Origin of the sequence: Citrobacter sp. CFNIH10, from assembly GCF_002934585.1 — a bacterium.
Classification (GTDB): domain Bacteria; phylum Pseudomonadota; class Gammaproteobacteria; order Enterobacterales; family Enterobacteriaceae; genus Citrobacter_A; species Citrobacter_A amalonaticus.
Map to the genome: position 1 here is coordinate 3,573,746 of NZ_CP026216.1, position 21,066 is coordinate 3,594,811.

23 protein-coding genes and 1 other annotated feature are annotated in these 21,066 nt (G+C 53.3%); of the genes, 14 read left to right on the top strand and 9 right to left on the bottom strand.

The window, feature by feature from the left end; genetic code table 11:
* Positions 1-5: 5 nt before the first annotated feature.
* The gene (gene katE, locus C2U53_RS21070) at positions 6-2,264 is read right to left on the bottom strand and encodes a catalase HPII (RefSeq protein WP_044265464.1); all 2,259 of its coding nucleotides are present in this window, start codon (positions 2,262-2,264) and stop codon (positions 6-8) included.
* Between the two features lie 202 nt (positions 2,265-2,466).
* Between katE and cedA the strand changes: the two genes are divergently transcribed.
* Positions 2,467-2,721 carry a cell division activator CedA gene (cedA, locus tag C2U53_RS21075; protein ID WP_071888400.1) on the top strand — a complete coding sequence of 85 codons (255 nt, stop codon included), beginning with the start codon at positions 2,467-2,469 and terminating at the stop codon, positions 2,719-2,721.
* A 51-nt stretch (positions 2,722-2,772) separates the two neighbouring features.
* Here cedA and tcyP read toward each other — a convergent pair whose 3' ends face one another.
* From tcyP to hxpB, 4 genes are all read right to left on the bottom strand, one after another.
* Positions 2,773-4,164: a cystine/sulfocysteine:cation symporter gene (gene tcyP / locus C2U53_RS21080; protein ID WP_054176635.1), complete on the bottom strand. Its 1,392-nt coding sequence runs from the start codon at positions 4,162-4,164 to the stop codon at positions 2,773-2,775.
* A 132-nt stretch (positions 4,165-4,296) separates the two neighbouring features.
* Positions 4,297-4,887 (bottom strand): metal-dependent hydrolase, encoded by a 591-nt coding sequence (locus tag C2U53_RS21085; protein ID WP_043000884.1) that lies wholly within the window; start codon positions 4,885-4,887, stop codon positions 4,297-4,299.
* 95 nt (positions 4,888-4,982) lie between these two features.
* Complete coding sequence (gene kduD / locus C2U53_RS21090) at positions 4,983-5,744, bottom strand: 2-dehydro-3-deoxy-D-gluconate 5-dehydrogenase KduD (RefSeq protein WP_043000883.1); 762 nt, start codon at positions 5,742-5,744, stop codon at positions 4,983-4,985.
* A 142-nt stretch (positions 5,745-5,886) separates the two neighbouring features.
* Positions 5,887-6,555 carry a hexitol phosphatase HxpB gene (hxpB, locus tag C2U53_RS21095; RefSeq protein ID WP_043000882.1) on the bottom strand — a complete coding sequence of 223 codons (669 nt, stop codon included), beginning with the start codon at positions 6,553-6,555 and terminating at the stop codon, positions 5,887-5,889.
* A 137-nt stretch (positions 6,556-6,692) separates the two neighbouring features.
* On the opposite strand from hxpB, the gene C2U53_RS21100 reads away from it, so the two are divergent.
* Complete coding sequence (locus tag C2U53_RS21100; RefSeq protein ID WP_043000881.1) at positions 6,693-7,229, top strand: YniB family protein; 537 nt, start codon at positions 6,693-6,695, stop codon at positions 7,227-7,229.
* A 208-nt stretch (positions 7,230-7,437) separates the two neighbouring features.
* Here the strand turns inward: C2U53_RS21100 and C2U53_RS21105 are convergent, their stop codons facing one another.
* From C2U53_RS21105 to pfkB, 3 genes are all read right to left on the bottom strand, one after another.
* Positions 7,438-8,298: a fructosamine kinase family protein gene (locus C2U53_RS21105; RefSeq protein ID WP_043000880.1), complete on the bottom strand. Its 861-nt coding sequence runs from the start codon at positions 8,296-8,298 to the stop codon at positions 7,438-7,440.
* A 106-nt stretch (positions 8,299-8,404) separates the two neighbouring features.
* Entirely contained in the window at positions 8,405-8,695 is a 291-nt protein-coding gene (gene ghoS, locus C2U53_RS21110; protein ID WP_043000879.1) for a type V toxin-antitoxin system endoribonuclease antitoxin GhoS, read from the bottom strand.
* A 99-nt stretch (positions 8,696-8,794) separates the two neighbouring features.
* Positions 8,795-9,727, bottom strand: a complete 933-nt coding sequence (gene pfkB / locus C2U53_RS21115) for a 6-phosphofructokinase II (protein ID WP_043000878.1) — start codon at positions 9,725-9,727, stop codon at positions 8,795-8,797.
* Positions 9,728-10,013: 286 nt separating this feature from the next.
* On the opposite strand from pfkB, the gene C2U53_RS21120 reads away from it, so the two are divergent.
* On the top strand, positions 10,014-10,772 hold the full coding sequence (locus C2U53_RS21120) for a YdiY family protein (protein ID WP_043000877.1): 759 nt from the start codon (positions 10,014-10,016) through the stop codon (positions 10,770-10,772).
* Between the two features lie 123 nt (positions 10,773-10,895).
* Here C2U53_RS21120 and yniD read toward each other — a convergent pair whose 3' ends face one another.
* Positions 10,896-11,003, bottom strand: coding sequence for a small membrane protein YniD (gene yniD / locus C2U53_RS21125; RefSeq protein ID WP_086512613.1), 108 nt, complete (start codon positions 11,001-11,003; stop codon positions 10,896-10,898).
* 366 nt (positions 11,004-11,369) lie between these two features.
* Between yniD and thrS the strand changes: the two genes are divergently transcribed.
* The 11 genes from thrS (at position 11,370) to btuD (ending at position 21,024) form a co-directional block, all read left to right on the top strand.
* Positions 11,370-13,298, top strand: a complete 1,929-nt coding sequence (thrS, locus tag C2U53_RS21130; RefSeq protein ID WP_043000876.1) for a threonine--tRNA ligase — start codon at positions 11,370-11,372, stop codon at positions 13,296-13,298.
* A 3-nt stretch (positions 13,299-13,301) separates the two neighbouring features.
* The gene (gene infC, locus C2U53_RS21135; protein ID WP_043000875.1) at positions 13,302-13,844 is read left to right on the top strand and encodes a translation initiation factor IF-3; all 543 of its coding nucleotides are present in this window, start codon (positions 13,302-13,304) and stop codon (positions 13,842-13,844) included.
* Positions 13,845-13,939: 95 nt separating this feature from the next.
* Positions 13,940-14,137: a 50S ribosomal protein L35 gene (gene rpmI, locus C2U53_RS21140; RefSeq protein WP_003030583.1), complete on the top strand. Its 198-nt coding sequence runs from the start codon at positions 13,940-13,942 to the stop codon at positions 14,135-14,137.
* Between the two features lie 88 nt (positions 14,138-14,225).
* Positions 14,226-14,582: a 50S ribosomal protein L20 gene (gene rplT, locus C2U53_RS21145; protein WP_000124850.1), complete on the top strand. Its 357-nt coding sequence runs from the start codon at positions 14,226-14,228 to the stop codon at positions 14,580-14,582.
* A gap of 120 nt (positions 14,583-14,702) precedes the next feature.
* Positions 14,703-14,826 (top strand) — a sequence feature (Phe leader region).
* Positions 14,708-14,752: a pheST operon leader peptide PheM gene (pheM, locus tag C2U53_RS21150; protein WP_001386830.1), complete on the top strand. Its 45-nt coding sequence runs from the start codon at positions 14,708-14,710 to the stop codon at positions 14,750-14,752. Its footprint overlaps the feature before it by 45 nt.
* 62 nt (positions 14,827-14,888) lie before the next feature.
* A complete protein-coding gene (gene pheS, locus C2U53_RS21155) occupies positions 14,889-15,872 on the top strand; it encodes a phenylalanine--tRNA ligase subunit alpha (protein WP_044265459.1) in 984 nt (327 codons plus the stop codon).
* A 15-nt stretch (positions 15,873-15,887) separates the two neighbouring features.
* Positions 15,888-18,275, top strand: a complete 2,388-nt coding sequence (gene pheT / locus C2U53_RS21160; protein ID WP_104446408.1) for a phenylalanine--tRNA ligase subunit beta — start codon at positions 15,888-15,890, stop codon at positions 18,273-18,275.
* A 4-nt stretch (positions 18,276-18,279) separates the two neighbouring features.
* Positions 18,280-18,579: an integration host factor subunit alpha gene (ihfA, locus tag C2U53_RS21165; protein WP_001229265.1), complete on the top strand. Its 300-nt coding sequence runs from the start codon at positions 18,280-18,282 to the stop codon at positions 18,577-18,579.
* Positions 18,580-18,679: 100 nt separating this feature from the next.
* Entirely contained in the window at positions 18,680-19,660 is a 981-nt protein-coding gene (btuC, locus tag C2U53_RS21170) for a vitamin B12 ABC transporter permease BtuC (protein WP_043000872.1), read from the top strand.
* 63 nt (positions 19,661-19,723) lie between these two features.
* Positions 19,724-20,275, top strand: a complete 552-nt coding sequence (locus C2U53_RS21175; protein WP_044254791.1) for a glutathione peroxidase — start codon at positions 19,724-19,726, stop codon at positions 20,273-20,275.
* Positions 20,275-21,024 (top strand): vitamin B12 ABC transporter ATP-binding protein BtuD, encoded by a 750-nt coding sequence (gene btuD / locus C2U53_RS21180; protein WP_044254789.1) that lies wholly within the window; start codon positions 20,275-20,277, stop codon positions 21,022-21,024. Before C2U53_RS21175 ends, btuD begins: the two co-directional genes overlap by 1 nt.
* The last annotated feature ends 42 nt before the right edge of the window (positions 21,025-21,066 follow it).

The window sequence follows — 21,066 nt, forward strand, 5'->3', positions numbered from 1 at the left end:
TTGCCTCAGGCTGGTACGGCCGGGATTTTAGCCGTGCGCGACCAGACACGGTGAGCTGCCATCAATGTAAACAGCTCATCCATAAAACGGCTATCCGCATCAGCGCCTTCAACAACGCCTTCCTCTCCCTGACTGTCGATATGCAGTCGCGCTTTAAAGCGTCGTGCTTCACCGGCGAGTGCAATAGGTTTGAGATGCTTATAGGCTTCCAGCAGGTAGTACTGCGCGTCGCCGTTGTCCTCAATATCGGCGATGTCACCGCACGGCACAATGACTGCATCCACGGTGAGAGACGGTGCTCCGGCAAAAGTGGCGGCGATGGTCAGCGTTGAACCATCATCTGCGACCACCTCGCCCATGCGGGAGTAGAGCAGTTTCGCGTGGACGCCTTTCGCCTTAAGCGCCTGGAGTATTGAAAGCAGATCGGCGGATTTCACTTTTCCGTTGAGCAAAATCCCGACGACGCGGCCTTTGATATCGCCGTCCGGCACGGCATACAGACTGAGTGAAGGATCTTTCTTCAGTCCGTTCACCTCTGGCGGCGGTGCAATTTGTGTCTGTTCATCGCTTAACGCGATCCCCAGATTCTTCCCGACCGCCTGTGCGAGGTTAATGTCGATATGCGCCAGTTGGTCGACCACCCGTTCACGGATCCAGCTACGAACGACCTTACTCAGTTCAAAGCTGAAGGCATCGATGATATGCAACTGCTCAACGGGCGTCTGGCTTGACCAGAACAGACGCGGATGGGCGTAGTATTCACCAAACGAGGGGCTACGTTCACGGATTTTGTTACCTTCGATGCGTTCCTGATATGACTCAAAGCCGCCGCGTTTCGGTCCCGGCGGCGTTTCACGCGGCCAGTTGTCATTGATGGAGTTGGGTTCATAGTTTGCCGGGTTGGTATCAATATCCTGGCGGTGCATGCCGTCACGCTGGAAGTTGTGATACGGGCAGGTCGGGCGGTTGATTGGGATTTCGTGGAAGTTAGGTCCGCCAAGACGACTAATCTGCGTATCGGTATAGGAGAACAAACGCCCCTGCAACAGCGGATCGTTCGTGAAATCAATGCCGGGAACGATATGGCCGGGATGAAAGGCGACCTGTTCGTTTTCGGCGAAGAAATTATCGGGGTTGCGGTTGAGTACCATTTTACCGACGCGCTGCACCGGAACCAGCGCTTCGGGGATCAGTTTGGTCGGATCCAGTAAGTCAAAGTCGAATTTCAACTCGTCCTCTTCCGGGATCAATTGCAGTCCCAGTTCATATTCCGGGAAATCACCGGCTTCAATGGCTTCCCACAGTTCCCGGCGATGGAAGTCCGGGTCGCGACCGGTCAGCTTCTGCGCTTCATCCCATACGAGTGAGGCTTTACCTGCCAGAGGTTTCCAGTGGAAACGAACGAAGGTGGCCTTACCCTCGGCGTTGATCAGCCGAAAAGTGTGAATGCCAAAGCCTTCCATGGTGCGATAACTGCGCGGAATGCCACGATCGGACATAGCCCACATGACGTTATGCAGGGTTTCTGGCTGTAACGACACGTAATCCCAGAAGGTGTCATGCGCACTTTGTCCCTGCGGTATCGCCCAGTGCGGCTCCGGTTTTACCGCATGGACAAAGTCAGGAAATTTATGCGCGTCCTGAATAAAAAAGACAGGGGTATTATTGCCAACCAGATCAAAAATGCCTTCTTCGGTATAAAACTTGGTGGCAAAACCACGGATATCACGCACCGTATCCGCCGAGCCTGCGCCGCCCTGAACAGTGGAAAAACGTACGAAGACCGGGGTGATTTTATCCGGGTCAGAGAGAAAGTCGGCTTTGGTGATGTCGCTCAGATTTTTGTAGGGCTGGAAATAGCCGTGAGCTGCCGAGCCGCGTGCATGGACGATCCTCTCGGGAATGCGCTCGTGGTCAAAATGGGTGATTTTTTCGCGCAGGATGAAATCTTCAAGCAGCGTAGGTCCACGACTGCCTGCACGCAATGAATTCTGGTCATCAGCAATGCGTACGCCCTGGTTAGTAGTGAGGGCAAAATTCTCGCTGCCCTTGCGTACCGTTTCCAGATCGCTCAGCTTTTTATTGCCGGTATCCGGGGCTTTCAGACTGCCGGGCGCGGTAGGTTGCGCGCCTGGAGGCGTTGGTTCAGGAACAGGGCGATACGACTCATTATCAGGAGCCAGAGAGTCCAGGCCCGGTTTTGCTTCGCGCGGATCGTGCACCGGTGATTGATGTGGATGGGGATTTTTCTCATTATGCGACATTGAACTCGTCTCCATTTTTCATTGCTGAAAGGGTCGATATTTTTTTGTCAAAAACCCTCTAACTATAGTCCACTCGTGTGATCCCGCCGGGCAGAACGCGGATGACAGCGTTGGTTGACAGGGGAAAGCGCACGCCAGGAGCAGGACGGGCGGGGGTAAAATCGGCTAAGATAGTTCTTTTCTGATTTTTGAATTTGTCTTAGTGAAGCAATTAATGATGAAACCTCTTCGCCAACAAAATCGCCCGGTTATTAGTTATGTTCCGCGTGTTGAACCTGCACCGCCCGAACATGCAATAAAAATGGACGCGTTTCGTGACGTGTGGATCTTGCGCGGGAAGTATGTCGCGTTTGTCTTAATGGGGGAGTCGTTCCAGCGATCGCCGGCGTTCAGCGAGGCGGAATCTGCCCAGCGCTGGGCAAATCAGATTCGTCAGGAAAACGAAATAGCGGATTAATTCCGGCATAAAAAAACCGCCTCGAAGGGCGGTTTTCTGTTTTGGGGACGTTTAGTGATGCGCCAGTTCGGCGTCGTCTTCACTGTCCAGAATGGTTTTATCGGTTTGCTTCAGCCACTGGCTGGTCAGCGTACCGGCGGTCATTGACCCGCTGACGTTCAGCGCGGTACGGCCCATGTCAATCAGCGGCTCAACGGAGATGAGCAGCGCCACCAGCGTGACAGGCAGCCCCATCGCGGGCAGTACGATCAGCGCGGCGAACGTGGCACCGCCACCGACACCGGCTACCCCGGCAGAGCTGACGGTCACAATGCCGACCAGCGTCGCAATCCAGAGAGGATCCAGCGGGTTAATACCGACCGTCGGCGCCACCATAACGGCCAGCATGGCCGGATACAAACCAGCACAGCCATTCTGGCCAATCGTCGCACCAAAGGAGGCGGCGAAGCTCGCGATAGATTCCGGCACGCCCAGACGACGGGTTTGCGCTTCCACGTTCAGCGGGATAGAGGCGGCGCTGGAACGGCTGGTAAACGCGAAGGTCAGAACCGGCCACACTTTGCGGAAGTACTTGAGCGGGCTCACGCCGTTAACACCCAGCAGTACGCCGTGGACAACGAACATAATGCCGAGACCGAGATACGAGGCAATGACGAAGCTACCCAGCTTAATGATGTCCTGCAGGTTAGAACCCGCTACCACTTTAGTCATCAGCGCCAGAACGCCGTAAGGCGTTAACTGCATGACCAGGCGGACCAGTTTCATCACCCAGCTTTGCAGGGTGTCGATTGCGGTCAGCACACGTTCACCTTTCGGCGCGTCATCTTTGAGCAGTTTCAGCGCGGCGACGCCGAGGAAGGCGGCAAAAATGACCACGCTAATAATGGACGTCGGGTTCGCGCCGGTCAGATCGGCAAACGGGTTTTTCGGTACAAAGGAGAGCACCAACTGCGGGACACTGAGATCGGCCACTTTACCGACATAGTTGGTTTCAATGGCATTCAGTCGCGCCGTTTCGGCACCGCCCTGAACCAGACCTTCAGCGGTCAGGCCAAACAGATTGGTCACCAGCACACCGACCAGTGCGGCAATCAATGTGGTAAACAGCAGGGTCCCGATGGTCAGAAAGCTGATTTTCCCCAACTGTGAGGCGTTATGCAGACGGGCGACCGCGCTCAGAATCGAGGCAAATACCAGCGGCATGACGATCATTTGCAGCAGTTGAACATAGCCGTTACCAACAATGTTGAACCACTGGACGGAATCTTTCAGCACCTGGCTATCAGAGCCATAGATGGTGTGCAGCGCAAGGCCAAAGACCACACCCATGACCAGACCGACCAGCACTTTCTTTGCCAGACTCCACTGTTTATGACGGGCTTGCGCCAGCACAAACAGCAGAATGACGAACACCACAATGTTCGCGATTAATGGAAAATTCATCCCCGTTCTCCTGATTTTATTATTCGTCCCGCTGTGTCACAGCGATCCTGTTGCCGCAAGGTTAGCAGAACTGTGACCTGGCTCTTATATTCAAATGGAATTGTTTATGCCAAAAACGATAATTTCGCTGCTTTACTGGTCGATTTGATGCTTTATAAAGCGATTGAACTGCCATTGCAGTGTATTAATCATATCGGATGACCAGCGAACTGCACTGTTCTGGGGCAAGGTCTGGGGCATCCATACCGCCCAGGCAAACAGCGCCATGCAGAGAAATCGCTCCAGTTGATTACCTTTCTGCGGGACCAGAATCGGCAGGCGAAAGCGCCAGCGACAGGGCCAGAGCAGGGGGACGCCCGCTGGCGTCAGCATATCGGCGGCGATATGGCTCAGATAGCCTATCACCATACCCTGCAAGGCATCGGCGGGGATAACCCAGCTCTCCGGCACTTTCAGGTAGAAGGTCGCCAGCAGCGCAAAGACGGCCAGCAGACTGTGAGTGAATCCGCGATGGCCGAACGCACGGGCGATCGGTTTCGAAATCCATTTTAGTCGCTGACCGAGAAATGACTTTGGGTGATCAATATCCGGTAACAGACAGGTCAGAATAGCGGAAGGAACAATATGCCACCAGTCACCCTGTGCGAGCACGGGCGTGAGTTCCGCGTTTTTAGCAAACACCGCGCAGGCAATGGAAAAGAGGAGGTGACCTTCCGCCGTCATGATAAAACCTGATAAACTGTGAATTCGTACAGTATAGGATTTTTATACAGTGGGCGGAAGTGGTGACGTTGTAACTCTTTGTCAATAATGCGCGTTTAACGCGCTAACCAACCGCCATCGACGGCCAGCGTATAACCGTTGATGTAATCTGCTGCCTTCGAGGCGAGGAAAACGACCGGACCCTGCAGATCGTCTGGCGTTCCCCAGCGGCCCGCCGGGATACGATCGACAATCTCTTTATTGCGTTCAGCATCTTCCCGCAGTTGTTGGGTGTTGTTGGTTGCCATGTAACCGGGGGCGATAGCGTTGACGTTAATCTGATGCTGCGCCCACTCATTCGCTAACAGTCGGGTAATGCCCAGAACACCGCTCTTTGAGGCCGTATAGGACGGGACGCGAATACCGCCCTGAAACGACAGCATTGACGCGATGTTGATGATTTTTCCGCCCTGGCCCTGGGCGATGAACTGGCGTGCAACGGCCTGGGAGAGAAAGAAGAGCGACTTGAGATTCAGGTTCATCACGTCGTCCCAGTCCTTTTCAGTAAAACTGAGTGCGTCTTCGCGACGAATGGTCCCGGCGTTATTCACCAGAATGTCGATGCGACCGAATTTCTCTACCGCCTGGGCGATAACGTCCGCGATGACTTCCTGTTGGCTTAGATCGGCCTGTATGGCGAAAAAGCGGCGACCCAGCGCTTCAACTTTGGCGGCGGTGTCATGAGGGACTTTGCGGTTCACGCCGATGATATCGCAACCGGCTTGCGCCAGCGCAACCGTCATCCCTTGCCCGAGCCCGGTATCACAACCGGTGACAATGGCGACTTTACCTGTGAGACGAAATGCATCCAGAATCATAATGACCTCGGCTATCCGTTTTTATCTGTTATGTGCCTGAAAGAAGGATAGGAGAGGAACCGAAAGAATACAATAAAAATGAAACGTCGTTTTAATTTTGACTGTTGGCAAGACGGGCAATGTGGCCATTGCCCGATCCCGGTTAGCCAAGTAAATCGGCGATGGTCAGTTCCGTGAGTGTGTTGAGCCTGACGTCAGCGAGGATATAGCGCGGATCGTGTCGCACCTCTTTGTCCGGTACGACGATAGAGCGCATCCGCGCGGCTTTCGATGCCACCATACCGTTGACGGAATCTTCCAGCGCTACACAACATAACGGGTCGACGCCCAGTTTCGCCGCGCAGTCGATGTAAACCTGGGGATGTGGCTTGCTGTAGGGTAGTTTCTCCGCTGAAGCGATAGCGTCAAAGCTCTCCCGCAGGTCGAACATCGCCAGTACTTTTTCCAGCATATGCAGAGGGGATGCTGACGCCAGTCCGACTTTCAAACCTTGCGCTTTACACAACGCGACCGCTTCTTTGACGCCCGGTAATAGCGGACGCGTCTCTTCAACCAGCGTGATGGCACGGGTAATGACGCGATCGGTGACCTCCTGGCGGCTCGGCCCGTTCCACGGCTGCTGAGCAAACCAGAGATCGACAACCATATCGATGCGCAGTCCCAGCGTATCCGGGAGTTCGTGACGACGAGTGATATCGACGCCGATGCTGGACAGCACGTCCAGTTCAGCCCGATCCCACAGCGGCTCGGAATCAATCAGCAATCCATCCATATCGAATATGGCCGCAAGAATTTGACGCGGGGTTGACATTACAACCTCTCCTGTTGAGCATTAAATGTAGGGTATTCAGCGTTAGCCGCTATCATAACGTTTTTAAAGATCGGGCGAAAAGGGTTATCAGCAGGTAGACTTAAGCCAAAACGACGCGTCTTCATCAAGGGGAACTCATGACGTATCAACAAGCTGGACGCATTGCAGTGTTAAAAAGGATCTTAGGATGGGTGATATTTATCCCGGCGCTTCTCTCCACGCTGATTTCAGCCCTGAAATTTATGTACGCGCACAGCGAAAAGCAGGAAGGGATTAACGCGGTGATGCTCGATTTTGCCCACGTCATGATCGACATGATGCGAGTGAATACCCCGTTTCTGAACCTCTTCTGGTACAACTCGCCGACGCCGGATTTCCAGAATAGCCTGAACATTCTGTTCTGGCTGATTTTTGCGCTGATTTTTATCGGGCTGGCGATGCAGGATTCCGGCGCGCGCATGAGCCGCCAGGCGCGGTTTTTACGTGAAGGCGTTGAAGACCAGTTGATTCTGGAGAAAGCCAAGGGCAGCGAAGGGTTGTCACGCGAGCAGATCGAGTCACGGATCGTGGTGCCGCATCACACGATTTTTCTGCAGTTTTTCCCGCTCTACATCCTGCCGGTGATTATCATCATTGCCGGCTATGTGTTTTTTTCCCTGCTGGGATTTGTCTGAACAAAAAGGCCGCCATCCGGCGGTCTTTGAGAGTGATGACAAACCTCGTTCCGTTACCGGACAAGCCGAGAGCGCCTGATTATAAACGAGGAAAATCAATTCATTGATTTTCGGCTGATAACCACAAAAAAGGAAAAACCACGTTTTTTCCTTCTTTGTTAGCGGCCTGAAAGGCCGCCATCCGGCGGCCAATTGATGTCAACCATGATTACGCCGCGAGTAGTCTGTCCATTGCCTTCTGCGCAATCACCAGGTGCTGGCCGCCAAACAGTCTTGCCCGGTTGAGCAAGGTATACAGTTGATATACCGGTTGCCGGTCGAGAAAATCTAACGGCAGCGGCGACACTGACTGATAACCATCATAAATTTGCGGCGGCTGTTCAGTATGCAGCGGCAACATCGCCAGGTCACACTCTCTGTCTCCCCAGTAACAGGCTGGGTCAAACAGATACGGACCGTCTGGCCCGAGCGCGCAGTTCCCGGACCACAGATCGCCATGTAATAAAGAAGGTTGTGGCTGGTGGGAGGCGAGACGCTGTTGCACGTGCTCGACGATGGCGTCGATATTACCAAAGGCAATCCCTTTTTCCGCCGCCAGTTCGAGTTGCCAGCCAATGCGCTGTTCGGCGAAGAAGGTAGACCAGCGGCGCTGCCAGGCATTGGGTTGCGGCGTGGTCGAGAGCGCGTTATCGAAGTCCAGCCCAAACTGCGGCTGATCGCTCCATTCATGCAGGTGGGCAAGCTGCTGCCCCAGAATAAATGCACTGTGCGCATCCAGGGGGCGGGGAGGGAGATAATCCATCACCAGAAAGCTGTAATCACGATCCGCACCCACCGCCCACACTTTGGGGACCGTCACCGTATGGCTGCGTGATAACAGTTCTAATTGGTCGGCTTCTGCCGTGAAGCCTGGAAGCAGTTCTCGCTCATCACATTTAACGAAGAAATCGCGTCCCGCATAGCGTAAATGCCACGCGGCATGAATTTCTCCGCCAGGCAGTTCGTTACGCAGTTCGATTTCGCCTTCACCGAGTTGCTCGCTTAAAAGGCGACTGATAGCCTGCCACATGATGTCTCTCCCCATGTTGTCTGCCAGATCATAAGGTTAGCGCAAAGATGCGGTAAAAAAACACGAACTAACGCACACCGTGGACGTGTTTTCATGGTAATGGCATTTATTGTCCGCTGAGATCCCACTCGTCCCAGGTCACCACGCTGACCTCCGGCATTTTATCTAACGCACTTTCAGCCAGTCCCGCGGCCAGAGCTTTGACCTCGTCCGGACTCTGGGCGCTAATCAACCCAAAGGTATTGGTTCCCAGTTCATGCACATTACCGTCATCATCCGTAAGAGTGAGTAGAAAACCGGCACGGGTAAGATGATTATTCAGTTCATTTATTTCCGTTAAGGAGTCCTCGTGGAACGTGATAGTAACAACATATCGGGTGATTTCCCCACTGGCCATTTGACACCCCTTTGTAATCTCATGAGTTTGTAGCATAGACGGTGAACGCGTAAGCCGACAGGTTTACGCAAAATTCCCCCTCGAAGAGAGGGGGGGTCATTATGGCTGGCTAAGGTAAGCGTAGATTTTTTGTGTATCGTCATGGGAACACAGGCGTGTTCCCTGGTTGAGGGTCGCGGCGCTACCGGCCGCCACGCCGAAGCGCACCATATCGTCAAGCGAGGCGCCTTCAGCCAGTTTGAGGGTCATTGCTCCCACCATACTGTCGCCCGCGCCCACGGTGCTCTGGCTTTTGACCGGCGGCGGCACAACCTGTACACAGGTTTTACTGTCCACGCCCAGTGCGCCCTGAGGACCGAGCGAGACGACGACGCGCTGTGCCTTGCCGCTGCGGACAATTTCCTGCGCCGCGTTGCGCACGTCATCAGGTTGCGTCAGTTCGCGATTAACCAGGGCACTGAGTTCTTTCTGATTGGGTTTAACCAGTTCGATATTGCCAATCGCTAACGCGGCCGTCAACGCCTCGCCGGAGCTGTCAATGATGCAACGGATCCCCTGTTTCTGCGCGGCGGTAATTAACTGGCTGAGTTTTTCAACGTTAACGCCTGGCGGCAGACTACCGCTGATCACCAGAATGGCACCGGACTCGATCTCCAGAACCTGCTCTTCTATCTGGCGAAACTCATCGTCATTCAGAGCCGCGCCGGGCATCACAAAGCGATACTGTTCTCCGCTGGATTCGACATGAACGTGCAGGTTCTGACGCGTCCAGTCTTTTGCATCAATGGTTGCGACCGGAACGTTTTCGTCAGCGAGCAGGGTCACCAGGTGTTCACCGGTTGCCCCCCCGACGGGGAAAATAGCGGTTGCCGTTCCGCCCAGATGGGCGATGGCGCGAGCGACATTTATGCCACCGCCGCCAGGCTCAAATACCGGGGCAGTACAGCGGAGTTTCCCTTCGGGATAGATTTGCGGAGTGATCGTTGCGCTATCGAGAGAGGGCGCAAGCGTCAACGTATAGATACGTACCATCGTTACCTCCTGTTAGGCTATGTTCAGTCTGGCACCGAATAGCCCTAAAGTGAAGTCATTAACAATATGATTAATTAAAGTTTATTTATTTAATTTACCGTAAAGATATATAAATATTTAATTGTTTTGAGAGCTCTCTTATTCAAAAAATGAAATAAGAATTCATTGCTATGTTATTCGAGCCTTTTTATAATTTGTTACCTTTCCTGGGGCGTTTGTCATTGATCCCTCTGAAAGTTTCCGGGACCGTAATGGTCTCTTTTTTTGTTGTACGGACTCTTTATAAATGAAGCTTTTAAAGACAGTTCCCGCTGCCGTTCTGCTGGCGGGGGGCATGTTTGCGTCGATGTATGCAACTGCCGATGATTCCGTTTTTACTGTCATGGATGACCCCTCAAGTGCGAAGAAACCCTTCGAAGGCAATCTCAATGCCGGTTATCTTGCGCAGTCAGGCAACACGAAAAGTTCTTCTTTGACCGCGGACACGACCATGACCTGGTACGGCCAAACAACGGCCTGGTCACTGTGGGGGAACGCGAGCAACACTTCTTCCAATGATGAACGCTCTTCAGAGAAATATGCGGTTGGCGGTCGTAGTCGTTACAACGTGACCGATTATGACTATCTTTTTGGCCAGGCGAGTTGGCTGACGGACCGTTATAACGGCTACCGTGAGCGCGACGTGTTCACTGCCGGTTATGGTCGCCAGTTCCTTAACGGTCCCGTACACAGTTTCCGTTTTGAATTCGGTCCGGGCGTACGGTACGACGAACATACGGATGGCACGACGGAAACGCAGCCGCTGGGCTATGCCTCTGGCGCGTATGCCTGGCAGATATCAGACAACACCAAATTTACGCAAGGCGTGTCGGTGTTCGGTGCTGAAGATACGACGCTGAACTCCGAGACGGCGCTGAATGTGGCAATCAATGAGCACTTTGGTTTGAAGGTGGCGTACAACGTGACGTGGAACTCCGAACCGCCGGAAACGGCACCGGAGCATACGGACAGACGTACTACCGTCTCTCTGGGCTACCGGATGTAAACTGAGGCCAGACTGTTCGCCAGTCTGGCTTTTTTCTTACGGTGTCTGACGTCGATTTACCCGTCAGCGCTTTTGTCCAGAATGTGCACGCTGCCTGAATCACGACGGCGCAGCGTTTCACGGCTATCCCCAAATCATTGCCGCCCAGCGTAGCAATAACATTGCGCCACAGATGACGATCAGGACGACCACCATTTTCCAGTGTTTTTTGGCGAAGCGATTTGATGGCATCATTTATATCCTGTCGATTTCAGACGGTTAATCCTAGTGTAACAAAACTGTCAGCCAGTCAGTGAATGGATATTCATTCTGTCTCCAGGACAATCCTTCAGGGCAGGTGAGAGGAGGAGGCGAAAAACGCTTGCTGACGTCATGATCCAGCCCAATATAAAACAGAAGGGTGCATTCTCCCTTTTTTTAGTGTTACCATCGGTCGACCACATTGCCGCGCTTGCGTAGCGAAAGCGGATGTGTACCAGATTGTGCGCCAATTTAGCAATTGTTGGTTAGATGGCTGCACAACTAACTGTAAACAAATAAATTTTCTCTTTGTATGTGATCTTGCGTATGGGTCACCACTGCAAATAAGGACATAACATGCCTGTTATTACTCTTCCTGATGGCAGTCAACGCCATTACGACCACGCTGTAAGCCCTATGGATGTTGCGCTGGACATTGGTCCAGGTCTGGCGAAAGCCACCCTTGCTGGCCGTGTTAATGGCGAGCTGGTTGATGCTTCTGACCTGATCGAAAATGATGCGACGCTCTCTATCATCACCGCAAAAGATGAAGAAGGGCTGGAGATTATTCGTCACTCCTGCGCGCACCTGTTAGGTCATGCGATCAAACAACTTTGGCCGAATACCAAAATGGCTATCGGTCCGGTTGTCGACAACGGCTTCTACTATGACGTAGACCTTGACCGTACGTTGACCCAGGAAGATATCGATGCGCTCGAGAAGCGGATGCACGAGCTCGCTGAGAAAAATTACGACGTCATTAAGAAGAAAGTCAGCTGGCACGAAGCGCGTGAAACCTTCGTGAAGCGTGGCGAGATCTATAAAGTCTCCATTCTTGATGAAAACATTGCCCATGATGACAAACCTGGTTTGTATCATCATGAAGAATATGTCGACATGTGCCGCGGTCCGCACGTGCCGAATATGCGCTTCTGCCATCACTTTAAACTGATGAAAACCGCAGGCGCGTACTGGCGCGGCGACAGCGACAATAAGATGTTGCAGCGTATCTACGGAACGGCCTGGGCAGATAAAAAGGCCCTCAGCGCTTATCTGCAACGTCTGGAAGAAGCGGCAAAACGTGACCACCGTAAAATTGGTAAGCAGCTTGACCTGTATCACATGCAGGAAGAAGCGCCGGGTATGGTGTTCTGGCATAACGACGGCTGGACTATTTTCCGCGAACTGGAAGTCTTTGTGCGTTCCAAGCTCAAAGAGTATCAGTATCAGGAAGTGAAAGGGCCGTTCATGATGGACCGCGTGCTGTGGGAAAAAACCGGGCACTGGGACAACTACAAAGATGCGATGTTCACCACCTCTTCAGAGAACCGTGAATACTGCATCAAGCCGATGAACTGTCCGGGTCACGTACAGATCTTTAATCAGGGCCTGAAATCCTACCGCGACCTGCCGCTGCGTATGGCAGAGTTTGGTAGCTGCCACCGTAACGAGCCGTCAGGCGCGTTGCATGGTCTGATGCGTGTACGCGGCTTCACCCAGGATGATGCGCATATCTTCTGTACTGAAGAGCAAATCCGCGATGAAGTTAACGCCTGCATCCGTATGGTCTACGATATGTACAGCACATTTGGCTTCGAGAAAATCGTTGTCAAACTCTCCACTCGCCCCGAAAAACGTATCGGTAGCGACGAAATGTGGGATCGTGCTGAGGCGGACCTGGCCGTTGCGCTGGAAGAAAACAATATCCCATTTGAATATCAACTGGGTGAAGGCGCCTTCTACGGTCCGAAAATTGAATTTACCCTGTATGACTGCCTCGATCGCGCATGGCAGTGCGGTACAGTACAGCTGGACTTCTCCCTGCCGTCTCGTCTGAGCGCCTCCTATGTGGGCGAAAACAATGAGCGTCAGGTACCGGTAATGATTCACCGCGCAATTCTTGGGTCTATGGAACGTTTTATCGGTATCCTGACTGAAGAGTTCGCTGGCTTCTTCCCGACCTGGCTTGCGCCGGTTCAGGTAGTGGTGATGAACATTACTGATTCACAGTCTGAATACGTTAACGAATTGACGCAGAAACTTCAAAATGCGGGCATTCGTGTAAAAGCAGACTTGAGAAATGAGAAGATAGGCTTTAAAATCCGCGAGCACACTTTACGTCGTGTCCCTTATATGTTGGTCTGTGGTGATAAAGAAGTGGAAGCAGGCAAAGTTGCCGTTCGCACTCGCCGCGGGAAAGACCTGGGCAGCCTTGACGTAAGTGAAGTGATTGAGAAGCTGCAACAAGAGATTCGCAGCCGCAGTCTTCAACAACTGGAGGAATAAGGTATTAAAGGCGGAAAACGAGTTCAAACGGCACGTCCGAATCGTATCAATGGCGAGATTCGCGCCCAAGAAGTTCGCTTAACAGGTCTGGAAGGCGAGCAGCTGGGTATTGTGAGTCTGAGAGAAGCAATCGAAAAAGCTGAAGAGGCTGGAGTAGATTTAGTTGAAATCAGCCCTAACGCCGAACCGCCAGTTTGTCGTATCATGGACTACGGCAAGTTCCTTTATGAAAAGAGTAAGTCTTCTAAGGAACAGAAGAAAAAGCAAAAAGTTATCCAGGTTAAGGAAATTAAATTCCGTCCTGGTACCGACGATGGCGATTATCAGGTAAAACTCCGCAGCCTGATTCGCTTTCTGGAAGATGGCGATAAGGCCAAGATCACACTGCGTTTCCGCGGTCGTGAGATGGCCCACCAACAGATTGGTATGGAAGTGCTGACGCGCGTTCGTGACGATCTGAGTGAACTGGCAGTAGTCGAATCCTTCCCAACGAAGATCGAAGGCCGCCAGATGATCATGGTGCTCGCTCCCAAGAAGAAACAGTAGGCCTTCAAGTAGTATTTCCTGTGAAGCCTTTGGGCTTCACAGGTTTTGCTCGCCTGGGTTTCATTTATTAACAATGCGAAGTGGAAGTTATTAAAATGCCAAAAATTAAGACCGTACGCGGTGCTGCTAAGCGCTTCAAAAAAACCGGTGGTGGTGGATTTAAGCGTAAGCACGCAAACCTGCGTCATATTCTGACCAAAAAATCAACTAAGCGTAAACGTCACCTGCGTCCAAAAGGCCTTGTTTCTAAAGGCGATCTGGGTCTGGTTATCGCGTGCCTGCCGTACGCATAAGCCGTTAACGTTTTTTTAAATTTTTAATGCCCAACCGATTTCACTGTGGTGAAAGGGGGGCAAATCAGAATAGATACAGGAGAGCACTATGGCTCGCGTAAAACGTGGTGTAATTGCACGCGCACGTCACAAGAAAATTTTGAAACAAGCCAAAGGTTACTACGGTGCGCGTTCTCGCGTATACCGCGTTGCCTTCCAGGCCGTCATCAAAGCAGGTCAGTATGCTTACCGTGACCGTCGTCAACGTAAGCGTCAGTTCCGTCAACTGTGGATTGCGCGTATCAACGCAGCAGCACGTCAGAACGGTATTTCTTACAGCAAATTCATCAACGGCCTGAAAAAAGCCTCTGTTGAAATCGACCGTAAGATCCTGGCTGACATCGCCGTATTCGACAAAGTAGCGTTCACCGCTCTGGTCGAAAAAGCGAAAGCAGCTCTGGCATAAGCCAGTGAAAAGAGGGAGCCTGGCTCCCTCTCTTTTATTTGTTGTTCCGTCAATAAGTTGACAATTGATCCGTAACCCTTTTCAATAAAGGTTCTCCGGTTTTTACCACACAAGGTAACGCAAGCATGAATGCTGCTATTTTCCGCTTCTTTTTTTACTTTAGCACCTGACTTCGGGAGGCTAGCGCGTGAAAGAAGAAACGAAAAACAGCGCAAAAAAGCCTCCTGATGGAGGCTTTTTTTGTGCCCGAAATCGAGAGATTACGTTCAACGAACCGGTGTCTTCACCGACACAATGAGGAAAACCATGTCACATCTCGCAGAACTGGTAGCCAGTGCGAAGGCGGCCATTAACCAGGCGTCAGATGTTGCCGCGTTAGACAATGTGCGCGTCGAATATTTGGGCAAAAAAGGGCACCTGACCCTTCAGATGACGACGCTGCGCGAGCTGCCAGCTGAAGAACGTCCTGCCGCCGGTGCGGTGATTAACGAAGCGAAAGAGCAGGTACAGCAGGCACTCAACGCGCGTAAGGCAGATCTGGAAAACGCCGCGCTGAATGCGCGTCTGGCAGCGGAAACCATCGACGTTTCTTTGCCGGGGCGTCGCATTGAAAATGGCGGTCTGCATCCGGTCACCCGTACCATCGATCGCATTGAAAGCTTCTTTGGCGAGCTTGGCTTTACCGTGGCGACCGGCCCGGAAATCGAAGATGACTACCACAACTTCGATGCGCTGAATATTCCTGGTCACCACCCGGCTCGCGCCGATCACGACACCTTCTGGTTTGATGCAACGCGTCTGCTGCGTACCCAGACATCCGGCGTACAGATCCGTACCATGAAAGATCAGCAGCCGCCGATTCGCATTATCGCGCCGGGTCGCGTGTATCGTAACGACTACGATCAGACGCACACCCCGATGTTCCACCAGATGGAAGGCCTGATTGTGGATACCAACATCAGCTTTACCAATCTGAAAGGGACGCTGCATGACTTCCTGCGTAACTTCTTTGAAGAAGATTTGCAGATTCGTTTCCGTCCTTCCTATTTCCCGTTTACTGAGCCGTCTGCCGAAGTGGACGTGATGGGTAAAAACGGTAAATGGCTGGAAGTGCTGGGTTGCGGCATGGTGCATCCGAACGTTCTGCGTAACGTTGGTATCGACCCGGAAATCTACTCAGGTTTCGCATTTGGGATGGGGATGGAGCGTCTGACCATGTTGCGTTACGGTGTGACTGACCTGCGTGCGTTCTTCGAAAACGATCTGCGTTTCCTCAAACAGTTTAAATAAAGGCAGGATAAAACAATGAAATTCAGTGAACTGTGGTTACGCGAGTGGGTTAACCCGGCTATCGATAGCGACGCGCTGTCGAATCAAATCACCATGGCAGGCCTGGAAGTTGACGGTGTTGAAGCGGTCGCCGGTGCATTTAATGGCGTCGTCGTGGGTGAAGTGGTTGAATGCGGTCAGCATCCGAACGCTGACAAACTGCGCGTCACGAAAGTGAACGTGGGCGGCGAACGTCTGCTCGACATCGTCTGCGGCGCACCAAACTGCCGTCAGGGCCTGAAGGTGGCCGTCGCTACCATCGGTGCCGTTCTGCCGGGCGATTTCAAAATTAAAGCCGCTAAGCTGCGTGGCGAGCCGTCTGAAGGCATGCTGTGCTCCTTCTCCGAGCTGGGGATTTCAGACGATCACAGCGGCATTATTGAACTGCCGGCCGATGCGCCGATCGGTACCGACATCCGCGAATACCTGAAGCTTGATGACAACACCATTGAGATCAGCGTGACCCCTAACCGTGCTGACTGCTTAGGCATCATCGGTGTCGCCCGTGACGTGGCTGTGCTGAACAAAGCGCCGCTGGTTGAGCCGGAAATCACGCCGGTAGCAGCAACCGTCACTGATGTCCTGCCGATTACCGTAGACGCCACCGACGCCTGCCCGCGCTATCTGGGGCGTGTCGTCAAAGGCATCAACGTGAAAGCGCCAACGCCGCTGTGGATGAAAGAAAAACTGCGCCGTTGCGGTATCCGCTCCATTGATGCCGTGGTTGACGTGACCAACTATGTATTGCTTGAGCTGGGTCAGCCGATGCACGCCTTTGATAAAGACCGCATTGAAGGCGGGATTGTCGTGCGCATGGCGAAAGAGGGCGAAACGCTGGTACTGCTTGATGGCACAGAAGCAAAGCTTAACGCTGATACGTTGGTAATTGCCGATCATCATAAAGCGCTGGCGATGGGCGGTATCTTCGGTGGTGAGCATTCTGGCGTGAATGATGAAACGCAAAATGTGCTGCTGGAATGCGCTTTCTTCAGCCCACTGTCAATTACCGGTCGCGCACGTCGTCATGGTCTGCATACCGATGCGTCTCACCGTTATGAGCGCGGTGTGGATCCGGCTCTGCAGTACAAAGCGATGGAACGTGCTACCCGTTTGCTGATTGACATCTGCGGCGGCGAAGCTGGTCCGATCATTGATGTGACGGATGAAACCACGCTGCCGAAGCGCGCGACCATTACGCTGCGTCGCAGCAAGCTGGATCGTCTGATTGGCCATCACATTGCCGATGCACAGGTCAGCGATATCCTGCGCCGTTTGGGCTGTGAAGTGACCGAAGGTCAAGGCGAGTGGCAAGCCGTTGCGCCAAGCTGGCGCTTCGACATGGAAATTGAAGAAGACCTGGTTGAAGAAGTCGCCCGCGTGTATGGCTACGACAACATCCCTGATGAACCGATCCAGGCGGGTCTGATCATGGGGACACACCGTGAAGCGAATTTGTCGCTGAAGCGTGTGAAAACGCTGTTGAATGACAAAGGCTACCAGGAAGTCATAACTTACAGCTTTGTCGACCCGAAAGTGCAGCAGTTGCTCCATCCGGGTGAAGAGGCGCTGCTGCTGCCAAGCCCGATCTCCAGTGAAATGTCGGCAATGCGTCTGTCGTTGTGGACGGGGTTACTGGCAACGGTGGTCTATAACCAGAATCGTCAACAGAACCGCGTACGTATTTTTGAAAGTGGGCTGCGTTTTGTGCCGGATACCCAGGCCAATCTGGGCATTCGTCAGGATCTGATGCTGGCGGGGGTTATTTGCGGTAACCGCTATGATGAGCACTGGGATCTGGCAAAAGAGACCGTTGATTTCTATGATTTGAAGGGCGATCTGGAAGCGGTGTTGGATCTGACCGGTAAACTCGGTGACATTCAGTTCAGAGCAGAAGCCAATCCGGCACTGCATCCGGGACAGTCAGCCGCGATTTATCTGAAAGGTGAACGCATTGGTTTCATTGGTGTTGTTCATCCTGAGCTGGAACGTAAGCTGGATCTCAATGGCCGTACTCTGGTGTTCGAACTGGAGTGGAACAAGCTCGCAGACCGCGTGGTGCCTCAGGCGCGCGAGATTTCACGCTTCCCGGCGAACCGTCGCGACATCGCTGTGGTCGTCGCCGAAAACGTTCCCGCTGCTGATATTTTATCCGAGTGTAAGAAAGTTGGCGTAAATCAGGTAGTTGGCGTAAACTTATTTGACGTGTACCGTGGTAAGGGTGTTGCGGAGGGGTATAAGAGCCTCGCCATTAGCCTGATCCTTCAGGATACCAGCCGTACACTCGAAGAAGAGGAGATTGCCGCTACCGTCGCCAAATGTGTAGAGGCATTAAAAGAGCGATTCCAGGCATCATTGAGGGATTGAACCTATGGCGCTTACAAAAGCTGAAATGTCAGAATATCTGTTTGATAAGCTTGGGCTTAGCAAGCGGGATGCCAAAGAACTGGTCGAACTGTTTTTCGAAGAGATCCGTCGTGCTCTGGAAAACGGTGAGCAGGTAAAACTCTCTGGTTTTGGTAACTTCGATCTGCGTGATAAGAATCAACGTCCGGGACGTAACCCGAAAACGGGCGAAGATATTCCCATTACAGCACGGCGCGTGGTGACCTTCAGACCCGGACAGAAGTTAAAGAGCCGAGTCGAAAACGCTTCGCCCAAAGATGAGTAATCAGATCTAACCAAAAAGGCCGCTTTTGCGGCCTTTTTTCTTTTCTGCGGGGGTATCGCACCGTAGAATCAATGACATCCTTTTCAGTTGAACGGAAATCATGCTGACTTTTGCCCGTCAACAACAGCGACAACATGTGCGCTGGATCCTGAGTCTGTCGGTACTGATGTTACTGACACTGTGGTTGAGCCTGTGCGCCGGAGAGCAGTGGATATCGCCCGCTGACTGGCTGACGCCGCGTGGCGAACTCTTTGTCTGGCAAATTCGCCTTCCGCGCGCGCTGGCGGTTCTGCTGGTGGGCGCGGCGCTGGCTTTGTCCGGCGCAGTGATGCAGGCGCTGTTTGAAAACCCGCTCGCGGAGCCGGGGTTGCTCGGCGTCTCCAACGGTGCGGGCGTGGGGCTGATCGCCGCCGTGCTGCTGGGGAAGGGTATACTGCCGCACTGGGCGCTTGGACTGTGCGCGATTGCCGGTGCGCTGGTCATCACGTTGATCCTCCTGCGTTTTGCCCGTCGTCATCTTTCGACCAGCCGCCTGCTGCTTGCCGGCGTGGCGCTGGGGATTATCTGTAGTGCGCTGATGACCTGGGCCATCTATTTTTCTACCTCATTCGATCTGCGTCAGTTGATGTACTGGATGATGGGGGGATTCGGTGGCGTTAACTGGGAGCAGTCCTGGCTGATGCTGGCCCTGATTCCGGTGCTGGTGTGGATCTGCTGCCAGTCGCAGGCGATGAACATGCTGGCGTTGGGGGAAACCTCTGCCCGACAACTGGGACTCCCCTTGTGGTTCTGGCGAAATCTGTTGGTGGTTGCCACCGGATGGATGGTCGGTGTCAGCGTGGCGCTGGCCGGGGCCATTGGTTTTATTGGCCTGGTCATCCCCCATATTTTACGCCTGTGCGGCTTAACGGACCATCGCGTGCTGTTACCTGCCTGTGCGCTGGCGGGGGCCATTGCGCTGCTGCTGGCCGATGTGGTCGCTCGCCTGGCGCTGGCCTCCGCCGAATTGCCGATTGGCGTGGTCACCGCGACGCTCGGCGCACCGGTTTTTATCTGGCTGTTACTCAAAGCCGGACGTTAGGTACGACAAGACAGTCTATGATTAGAAGCTGGTATTTGAATCACTCACGATCCTGGAGAAGCTATGCAAGACTCGATTCTGAACACGGTAGTGACAACGATTGATGGCGAAGTGACCACGCTTGAGAAATACACAGGTAATGTTCTGCTGATTGTTAACGTAGCTTCAAAATGCGGACTTACCCCACAGTATGAGCAACTGGAAAATATTCAGAAAGCGTGGGCCGACCGTGGCTTTATTGTGCTGGGCTTTCCCTGCAATCAGTTCCTTGGGCAGGAACCTGGCAGTGATGACGAGATCAAAACCTGGTGCGCGACGACCTGGGGCGTGACCTTCCCGATGTTCAGCAAGATTGAGGTAAACGGGGAGGGGCGTCATCCGCTGTACCAGAAACTGATTGAGGCGGCACCGACGGCTGTAGCCCCTGAAGAGAGTGGTTTCTATGAGCGAATGGCCAGCAAAGGGCGTGCGCCGCTCTATCCTGACGATATCCTGTGGAACTTTGAGAAGTTCCTCGTAGGCCGTGATGGCAAAGTGATACAGCGTTTCTCTCCGGATATGACGCCGGAAGATCCGATTGTGATGGAAAGCATCAAACTCGCGTTGGCTAAATAATGTCTTCAGTGATGCAGTTACAGGATGTGGCGGAATCGACCCGGTTAGGGCCTCTGTCCGGCGAGATTCGGGCAGGGGAGATCCTGCATCTTGTGGGGCCGAACGGCGCCGGAAAGAGCACGCTGCTGGCGCGGATGGCAGGGTTAACCAGTGGGGCGGGAACGATCGCTCTGGCGGGGACTGAGCTGGCATTGTGGCCCGCCGCTAAACTTGCCCGCCATCGTGCTTATCTGGCGCAGCAGCAAAATCCGCCCTTCGCGATGCCGGTATGGCACTTCCTGACGCTACATCAGCCAGACAAAACGCGCACAGACCAGTTGATGGCGGTGGCCGAGTCGCTGGGGCTGGCGGACAAACTTGAACGCAATGCGAAGGAGCTCTCAGGTGGGGAATGGCAGCGCGTCCGTCTTGCCGCGGTGATCCTGCAAATCGCGCCAGAGACCAACCCACAGGGGCAGCTATTGCTCCTCGATGAGCCCATGAACAGCCTTGATGTCGCGCAGCAAAATGCGCTGGATCGCATTCTGCACCGCCTGTGCCAGCAGGGGATTGCCATCGTGATGAGCAGTCACGACCTGAATCATACCTTGCGCCACGCGCACCGGGCGTGGTTGCTCAAACAGGGGAAACTGCTCGCCAGCGGTCCACGTGATGAAGTGCTGACGCCAGCGCATTTAGCGCAGGCGTATGGTCTGCACTTCCGGCGTCTTGACATCGAAGGTCACAGAATGATTATATCAACCACTTAAACGAAATGGTTTCTTGAAAACCCGCGTAAATACCCGCTATAA

Excerpts from the sequence above, each read along its gene's own strand:
- katE (WP_044265464.1), bottom strand. The coding sequence starts at position 2,264 with ATGTCGCATAATGAGAAAAATCCCCATCCACATCAATCACCGGTGCAC.
- tcyP (WP_054176635.1), bottom strand. The coding sequence starts at position 4,164 with ATGAATTTTCCATTAATCGCGAACATTGTGGTGTTCGTCATTCTGCTG.
- C2U53_RS21085 (WP_043000884.1), bottom strand. The coding sequence starts at position 4,887 with ATGACGGCGGAAGGTCACCTCCTCTTTTCCATTGCCTGCGCGGTGTTT.
- kduD (WP_043000883.1), bottom strand. The coding sequence starts at position 5,744 with ATGATTCTGGATGCATTTCGTCTCACAGGTAAAGTCGCCATTGTCACC.
- hxpB (WP_043000882.1), bottom strand. The coding sequence starts at position 6,555 with ATGTCAACCCCGCGTCAAATTCTTGCGGCCATATTCGATATGGATGGA.
- C2U53_RS21100 (WP_043000881.1), top strand. The coding sequence starts at position 6,693 with ATGACGTATCAACAAGCTGGACGCATTGCAGTGTTAAAAAGGATCTTA.
- C2U53_RS21105 (WP_043000880.1), bottom strand. The coding sequence starts at position 8,298 with ATGTGGCAGGCTATCAGTCGCCTTTTAAGCGAGCAACTCGGTGAAGGC.
- ghoS (WP_043000879.1), bottom strand. The coding sequence starts at position 8,695 with ATGGCCAGTGGGGAAATCACCCGATATGTTGTTACTATCACGTTCCAC.
- pfkB (WP_043000878.1), bottom strand. The coding sequence starts at position 9,727 with ATGGTACGTATCTATACGTTGACGCTTGCGCCCTCTCTCGATAGCGCA.
- C2U53_RS21120 (WP_043000877.1), top strand. The coding sequence starts at position 10,014 with ATGAAGCTTTTAAAGACAGTTCCCGCTGCCGTTCTGCTGGCGGGGGGC.
- yniD (WP_086512613.1), bottom strand. The coding sequence starts at position 11,003 with ATGCCATCAAATCGCTTCGCCAAAAAACACTGGAAAATGGTGGTCGTC.
- thrS (WP_043000876.1), top strand. The coding sequence starts at position 11,370 with ATGCCTGTTATTACTCTTCCTGATGGCAGTCAACGCCATTACGACCAC.
- rpmI (WP_003030583.1), top strand. The coding sequence starts at position 13,940 with ATGCCAAAAATTAAGACCGTACGCGGTGCTGCTAAGCGCTTCAAAAAA.
- rplT (WP_000124850.1), top strand. The coding sequence starts at position 14,226 with ATGGCTCGCGTAAAACGTGGTGTAATTGCACGCGCACGTCACAAGAAA.
- pheS (WP_044265459.1), top strand. The coding sequence starts at position 14,889 with ATGTCACATCTCGCAGAACTGGTAGCCAGTGCGAAGGCGGCCATTAAC.
- pheT (WP_104446408.1), top strand. The coding sequence starts at position 15,888 with ATGAAATTCAGTGAACTGTGGTTACGCGAGTGGGTTAACCCGGCTATC.
- ihfA (WP_001229265.1), top strand. The coding sequence starts at position 18,280 with ATGGCGCTTACAAAAGCTGAAATGTCAGAATATCTGTTTGATAAGCTT.
- btuC (WP_043000872.1), top strand. The coding sequence starts at position 18,680 with ATGCTGACTTTTGCCCGTCAACAACAGCGACAACATGTGCGCTGGATC.
- C2U53_RS21175 (WP_044254791.1), top strand. The coding sequence starts at position 19,724 with ATGCAAGACTCGATTCTGAACACGGTAGTGACAACGATTGATGGCGAA.
- btuD (WP_044254789.1), top strand. The coding sequence starts at position 20,275 with ATGTCTTCAGTGATGCAGTTACAGGATGTGGCGGAATCGACCCGGTTA.